Raw genomic sequence first — 6,803 nt, forward strand, 5'->3', positions numbered from 1 at the left:
CCCGTATGAAGTCGCGCCCGCCGCTCAGGCCGACGCGCTTGCTCGTTTTACTTGATCCAGCGCTTGCCGGATGGTGCGCAGCCAGCCGCTGGCGGCGGTGACTGCGGCGTCGGTTTTCTGGGCTGCGGGGGCATCCGCCACCGCCTGCTCCATGGTTTCAATCAGTTTGCTGCCGATCACGACGGCGTCGGCCACGCGCGCCACGCGCTGGGCGCTTTCGGCATCGCGGATGCCGAAGCCCACGCCGACCGGGATATCGCGCACGTGGCGGCGGATCACGGCCACGCGCTCGGCAACGTCGTCGGTATTGAGCGAGCCCGAACCCGTGACGCCCTTGAGCGACACGTAGTACACGTAGCCTCGGGCCACTTCAGCGACGGCCTTGATGCGCGCTTCCGTGGACGTGGGGGCCAGCAGGAAGATCGGAGCAATGCCGTGTTCGCCCAGCGTGGCGGCGAATTCGACCACCTCTTCGGGCGGATAGTCCACCACCAGCACGCCGTCCACGCCGGCCTGCTCGGCGCGGCGCGCGAACTCGGCCTGGCCCATGCGCTCTATCGGGTTGGCGTAGCCCATCAGCACCACTGGAGTGGCGGCGTCGCGCTGGCGGAACTCGGCCACCAGGTCCAGCACGCGGGCCAGGCCCACGCCCTGCGCGATGGCGCGGTCGGCGGCGCGCTGGATCACCGGGCCGTCGGCCATGGGATCGGAGAACGGCACGCCCAGCTCGATGACGTCGGCGCCGGCCTCGACCAGCGCGTGCATCAGGGGAACGGTCGCGGCGGGCGAGGGATCGCCTGCGGCAATGTAGGGAATCAGCGCCGCGGCGCGGCCGGATTCGGCGGTGCGCGCAAAAGCGGCGGCGATGCGGTCGGTGCGAGTGGTCATGGACAGGGCCTCAGAGCTCGATGCCGGCCTGTTCGGCCACGGTATGCATGTCTTTGTCGCCACGGCCCGACAAATTGACCAGGATGACGGCGTCGCGCGGCAGCGTGGCGGCCATCTTCACGGCTTGCGCGATGGCGTGCGACGACTCCAGCGCGGGCATGATGCCTTCGATGCGGCAGCAGTCGTGGAAAGCCTTGAGGGCTTCCGCGTCGGTGATGCCGACGTATTCCGCGCGGCCGGAGTCCTTCAGCCAGGCATGTTCCGGGCCGACGCCGGGATAGTCGAGGCCGGCGGAGACCGAATGGGTTTCCTGGACCTGGCCGTCGGCGTCCTGCATGACGTAGGTGCGGTTGCCATGCAGCACGCCCACCTGGCCCGCGGCCAGGGAAGCGGCGTGGCGGCCGCTGTCCATGCCCTCGCCCGCCGCCTCGACGCCGATCAGGCGCACGTTTTCGTAGGGGATGTAGGGATGGAAGATGCCCATGGCGTTGGAACCGCCGCCCACCGCCGCCACGACGTAATCAGGCTGGCGGCCGGCGGCTTCAGGCATTTGCGTCAGGCATTCGTTGCCGATGACGGTCTGGAAATCGCGCACCATGCGGGGATAGGGGTCGGGACCCGCCACCGTGCCGATGATGTAGAACGTGTTTTCAATGTTGGTGACCCAGTCGCGCATGGCTTCGTTCAGCGCGTCCTTCAGGGTGCGCGAACCGGAGTTGACCGGCACCACCGTGGCGCCCAGCAGCTTCATGCGGTAGACGTTCGACGCCTGGCGGCGGACGTCCTCGCTGCCCATGTAGACCACGCATTCCATGCCGTAGCGCGCCGCCACCGTGGCGGTCGCCACGCCGTGCTGGCCGGCGCCCGTTTCGGCGATGACGCGAGGCTTGCCCATGCGCTTGGCCAGCAATGCCTGGCCGATGCAGTTGTTGACCTTGTGGGCGCCGGTATGGTTCAGGTCTTCGCGCTTGAACCAGATCTGGGCGCCGCCCACCATTTCCGACCAGCGCCGGGCATGGTAGACCGGGCTGGGACGGCCCACGAAATGCTTGAGTTCGTAGTTGAACTCTTCCTGGAAGGCGGGGTCGACACGGTAATGGTCATAGGCCGCGCGCAGCTCGTCGAGCGCGTGCATCAGCGTTTCCGCCACGAAAACACCGCCATAAGGGCCGAAATGGCCCTGGGCATCCGGAAAGTCGTAAGGTTTCACCAAGCATCTCCCCCGGGTATCGCGGCGGCCACTGCCTGCCGCAAATCCGGTTTGCAACCCGTCATTTTACCTGACGCCGGCAGCAGCCGGGCGCTACGCCCTGGCCGCCCCTGCAATCGTCGGCTTGCCGTCAGAGCGACTGCCCCAGGCGGCGCAGGAAGGTGTCGCAAGCGGCCAACTGATCCAGCGCGACGTACTCGTTGGGCTTGTGGGCCTGTTCGATATGGCCGGGGCCGCAGACCACCGTGGGGATGCCGATGCCCTGGAACAGGCCGGCCTCGGTGCCGTAGGCGACCTTGCGGGTGGCGCGGTCTTCGGTCAGGGCGCGCACCAGCTGGGTGATGGCGGCTTCCTCTGAAGCCTCCAGGGCGGGAGCTGCCGCGCCGGTCTCGATTTCGATGCTGGCGCCGTCGAACTCGGCCTGCATGCGCGGCAGGAGCTCTTCGCGCACGTATTTTTCGACTTCTGCCTGGATCTGGTCGGGCTGCATGCCCGGCAGGTTGCGGAATTCGTAGGTGAATTCGCACAATTCGGGAATGGTGTTGACTGCAATGCCGCCCCGGATCTGGTTGGTGGTCATCGTGGAGAACGGCACGTCGTAGAACTGGTCATAGGGGCCGTTGGCCTTGAAGCTGTCGGCCAAGTCGCGGATGCGGCAGATCAGGCGCGCGGCGTATTCGATGGCGTTGCAGCCGCGCGGGGTCAGCGACGAATGCGCCGCCTTGCCATGCACCTTGCAGCGGAACAGGTTGATGCCCTTGTGCGCCACCACCACCTGCATGCCGGTGGGCTCGCCCACCACGCAGCCTTCGGGGCGGATGCCGCGCTCGTGCAGATCGGCCAGCATGTAGGGCGCGCCGGCGCAGCCGACTTCCTCGTCGTACGAGAACGCCAGGTGCATCGGCTTCTTGCGCGGCATGGCCAGGAACTCCGGCACCAGGGCCAACGAGCTGGCGATGAAGCCCTTCATGTCGCAGCTGCCGCGTCCATAGAGCAGGCCGTCTTTTTCGACGAGCTTGAACGGATCCGTGCTCCATTCCTGGCCGTCCACCGGCACCACGTCGGTGTGGCCGGAAAGCACGATGCCGCCCTGCATACCGCCGTCCTGGGCGGGCAAGGTAGCGAACAGGTTGGCCTTGGTGCGCTCGGGATTGTGCGCCAGCCATGCGTCGACGCCCTGACCCTTGAGCCAATCCCGGACGGTTTCGATCAGGGCAAGATTGGAATTGCGGCTGGTGGTGTCAAAGCCAACCAGCGTTTCCAGCCAGGTGCGCGCGTTCATGTCACTACTCTCTTGGGGAAAAAGAGGAGTGTAAGGCCAGCGCGCGTCCTCGTCTCGGGCAGGGCCCGGCGCGCAAGCGCCTAGAATGTCGCCCGGTTAGGCAAACCCCCAAGGAGCAACCGTGCAGCACAAAGCAGTTCCCACGCGCAACATCGTGGCGGCAGTGATAGGCAACGCCCTCGAATGGTATGACTTCCTGGTGTTCGCGTTCATGACGCCGATCATCTCGAAGCTGTTCTTCCCCACCGACCCCAACGTTCCCGGCAGCGAACTGAACGCGATCCTGATGACCACCGCCATCTTCGGCGTCGGCTTCTTCATGCGTCCGGTCGGCGGCATCATCCTTGGCCTGTACGGCGACAAGAAAGGCCGCAAGGCGGCCATGGTGATGGTGACCTCGCTGATGGCCGTGTCCATCGCCCTGATCACCGTCGCCCCCACCTACCACGCGGCCGGCATCCTGGCGCCGATCTTCATCCTGATCGCGCGTCTGCTGCAGGGCTTCTCCGCTGGCGGCGAATTCGGCACCTCGACCGCGCTGCTGATCGAAATGGCGCCCAACGGCAAGCGCGGCTTCTATGGTTCCTGGCAGATGGCGGGCCAGATGCTGGCCCTGCTGATCGGCGCGGCCTGCGGCACGCTCATCACCGAATTCTTCACGCCCCAGGAGATCGCCGATTGGGCATGGCGCCTGCCCTTCGCCTTTGGCCTGGTAATTGTTCCCATCGCCATCTATATTCGCCGCAACGTCGATGAAACCGATGCCTTCAAGCAGCTCAAGGAAGAAGAGCGCCAAGCCGCCGCGCGCGGCGAGGTGCAGCGCCTGAGCCTGGGCCAGATGCTGAAGACGCATACCCGCGAAACCCTGATCGGCGTGGGCCTGGTCGTGACCGCGACAGTGTCCATCTACATTACCTTCACGTATCTGGTGACCTACTCCACGCAGATCCTGAAGCTGCCGCTGAACCAGACCTTCCTGGTGCAGATGGCGGGCGCGGCGCTGATGGTGCTGCTGACGCCCTTCATGGGCGCCTGGTCCGACCGCGTCGGCCGCCGCCCCATCGTGATCGGCTCGCTCATCGGCTACCTGATCGTGCTGTACCCGCTGTACTACTGGCTGTCGGACGCGCCGTCCATCGGCCGCCTGCTGGCCGTGCAGGTCGTGGTCTGCCTGTTCGTGTCGGCGTTCTTCGGCGTATTCAGCACGGTGATGGCGGAGCTGTTCCCGGCGCGCGTGCGTTCTGTGGGCCTGTCCCTGGCCTATAACGTGGCCGTGATGATCTTCGGCGGCTTCGCGCAGTTCATCGTGACCTGGCTGATCAAGACCACCGGCTCGCCGATGGCTCCCGCCTACTACGTGATGTTCGGCGTGGCCCTGGGCCTGATCGCCGCGTTCTATATGCGCGAACGCGCGCACGAGCAGCTGGACGACTGAGTCGCGCTTGCGCCCCGGGCCGCGCGCGGCCCGGGATCCTAGCGGCGCGTCGCCGACGACACGCCCTGCACTTCAGCCAGGGCGTCCAACGCGCGGGACAGGGATTCCCCGCCGCGCACTTCCACCGTGAACACCATATGAGCCAGCGACTGCTTGCTCTGCGTATTCACGCCCACCACGTTCAGGCGCAGCCGCGCGAAGACCTCGGACAGGTCGCGCAGCAGGCCGGAACGGTCGTGCGCGCGCACGCTAATGTCCACCGGATAGAAGGTGTCGGCAGTCTCGCCCCAGGCCACCTCGATGACGCGCTCGGGTTCGCGCGCGGCCAGCGCCAGGTAGCTGTGGCAGTCGCTGCGGTGAATGGATACGCCGCGCCCCCGCGTGACGAAGCCGGCGATGGGATCCGGCGGCGCCGGACGGCAGCAGCGCGCCAGCTGCGTCAGCAGCGATCCCACTCCCACCACCAGCACGCCGCTCTTGCCGCTTTTCTCGGCGCTGCCGGCGCTGGCGTGGCGCAAGGCGGCCGGCGGCGGTTCGACGGCCGGCCCAGGCTGCTGGAACAGGGTATCGATCTGCCGCAGGCTGAACTCTTCCTTGGCCGCCGCCACGTATAGATCGTCGGCGCGGGCGAATCCCAGGTTCTGCGCCAGCTGCTCCAGATTGACGGCGGTCTTGCCCAGGCGCTGCAATTCCTTTTCGACCAGGGCCTGGCCCTGGGTGATGCGTTGCTGCAGCTCGATCGCGTTGAACCACATGCGCACCTTGGCGCGGGCCCGCGGGCTGGCCAGGAAGCCCAGCTGCGGATTGAGCCAGTCGCGCGACGGCCCGCCGGACTTGGCGGAGATGATCTCCACGGTCTGGCCGGTGGACAGGCGTGTCTGCAGCGGCACCATCTGCCCGTCGACGCGGGCGCCGCGGCAGCGGTGGCCCAGGTCCGTATGCAGGTGATAGGCGAAATCCACCGGCGTGGCGCCGGCGGGCAATTCGATCACGCGCGCCTGCGGCGTCAGTACGTAGATGCGCTCATCGGTATGCGGCGGCGCCGTCGCCTGGCCCCGGCTTTTGCCGGATGCAGCCTTGGCGGGCGCGGGCTTGGCCGGTTCGCCGCCCTCGACATCGCTGTTCCAGGCCAGCAGCTGGCGCATCCACGCCAGTTGCCGGTCGTATTCGCTGGAGGCCGCCACCTGGCCGCCCTTGGCGCCCGCTTCCTTGTAGCGCCAGTGCGCGGCCATGCCGTACTCGGCGAACTGGTGCATCTCGCGCGTGCGGATCTGCACTTCGAAGGGACGGCCATCGTCGTCGGCCACCACCGTATGCAGGGAACGGTAGCCATTGGGTTTGGGCCGCGAAATATAGTCGTCGAACTCCTCGGAGATCGGCGTCCACATTTCGTGCACCATGCCCAGCGCGGTATAGCAGGCGCGCACGTCGTCGACGATGATGCGCAGCGCGCGCAGGTCGTACATCTGCGAGAAATCCAGCCGCTTCACGCGCATCTTGTTCCAGATGCTGTAGATGTGCTTGGGCCGGCCGCTGACCTCGGCCTCGACGCCCGCACCAGCCAGCCCGGCCTGCAGGCGCTCGATGGCGCCGGCGATGAAAGCCTCGCGCTCCGCCCGCTTCTCTTCCAGCAGGCGGGCGATCTGCTTGTATTTTTCAGGCTCCAGGAAGCGGAACGCCAGGTCTTCCATTTCCCACTTGATCTGCCAGATCCCGAGGCGGTTCGCCAGCGGCGCATACAGGTCCAGGGTTTCCCGGGCGAAATCGGTGGAGCACGGCGCCTTGCTTTCCGCGTGCCAGCGCAAGGTGCGCAAGCGCGACGCCAGCCGCATCAGCACGATGCGCAGGTCGGCCGCCATGGCCAGCAGCATCTTGCGCTGCATTTCCTTTTGCGAGCCGCTTTCGGCGGCCGCGTCGCTCGCCTGCCGCGCCACCACGCCCAGCCGCAGCAGGGCGCGCGTGCCCTGCACCAGCCGCGCGATCTCGGC

General features: G+C 66.9%; 5 protein-coding genes. 1 reads left to right on the top strand and 4 read right to left on the bottom strand.

The annotated features are described in order from the left end of the window. Positions 1-24: 24 nt before the first annotated feature. From trpA to argE, 3 genes are all read right to left on the bottom strand, one after another. Positions 25-888: a tryptophan synthase subunit alpha gene (gene trpA / locus WBB14_RS10905; protein WP_424239833.1), complete on the bottom strand. Its 864-nt coding sequence runs from the start codon at positions 886-888 to the stop codon at positions 25-27. Between the two features lie 10 nt (positions 889-898). Beyond that, positions 899-2,098 (bottom strand): tryptophan synthase subunit beta, encoded by a 1,200-nt coding sequence (gene trpB / locus WBB14_RS10910; protein WP_013392206.1) that lies wholly within the window; start codon positions 2,096-2,098, stop codon positions 899-901. Positions 2,099-2,228: 130 nt separating this feature from the next. Next, positions 2,229-3,380 carry an acetylornithine deacetylase gene (gene argE, locus WBB14_RS10915; RefSeq protein ID WP_424239834.1) on the bottom strand — a complete coding sequence of 384 codons (1,152 nt, stop codon included), beginning with the start codon at positions 3,378-3,380 and terminating at the stop codon, positions 2,229-2,231. Between the two features lie 121 nt (positions 3,381-3,501). Here argE and WBB14_RS10920 point away from each other — a divergent pair, with 121 nt between their 5' ends. Continuing rightward, positions 3,502-4,815, top strand: a complete 1,314-nt coding sequence (locus WBB14_RS10920; RefSeq protein ID WP_332012718.1) for an MFS transporter — start codon at positions 3,502-3,504, stop codon at positions 4,813-4,815. A gap of 38 nt (positions 4,816-4,853) precedes the next feature. On the opposite strand, the gene WBB14_RS10925 is transcribed toward WBB14_RS10920, so the two are convergent. Continuing rightward, positions 4,854-6,803, bottom strand: a 1,950-nt coding sequence (locus WBB14_RS10925; RefSeq protein WP_424239835.1) for a RelA/SpoT family protein, incomplete at its 5' end; no start/stop codon positions are given.

Source organism: Achromobacter sp., from assembly GCF_049647645.1.
In the GTDB taxonomy this organism is placed as follows: domain Bacteria; phylum Pseudomonadota; class Gammaproteobacteria; order Burkholderiales; family Burkholderiaceae_B; genus Achromobacter.

Excerpts from the sequence above, each read along its gene's own strand:
- trpA (WP_424239833.1), bottom strand. The coding sequence starts at position 888 with ATGACCACTCGCACCGACCGCATCGCCGCCGCTTTTGCGCGCACCGCC.
- argE (WP_424239834.1), bottom strand. The coding sequence starts at position 3,380 with ATGAACGCGCGCACCTGGCTGGAAACGCTGGTTGGCTTTGACACCACC.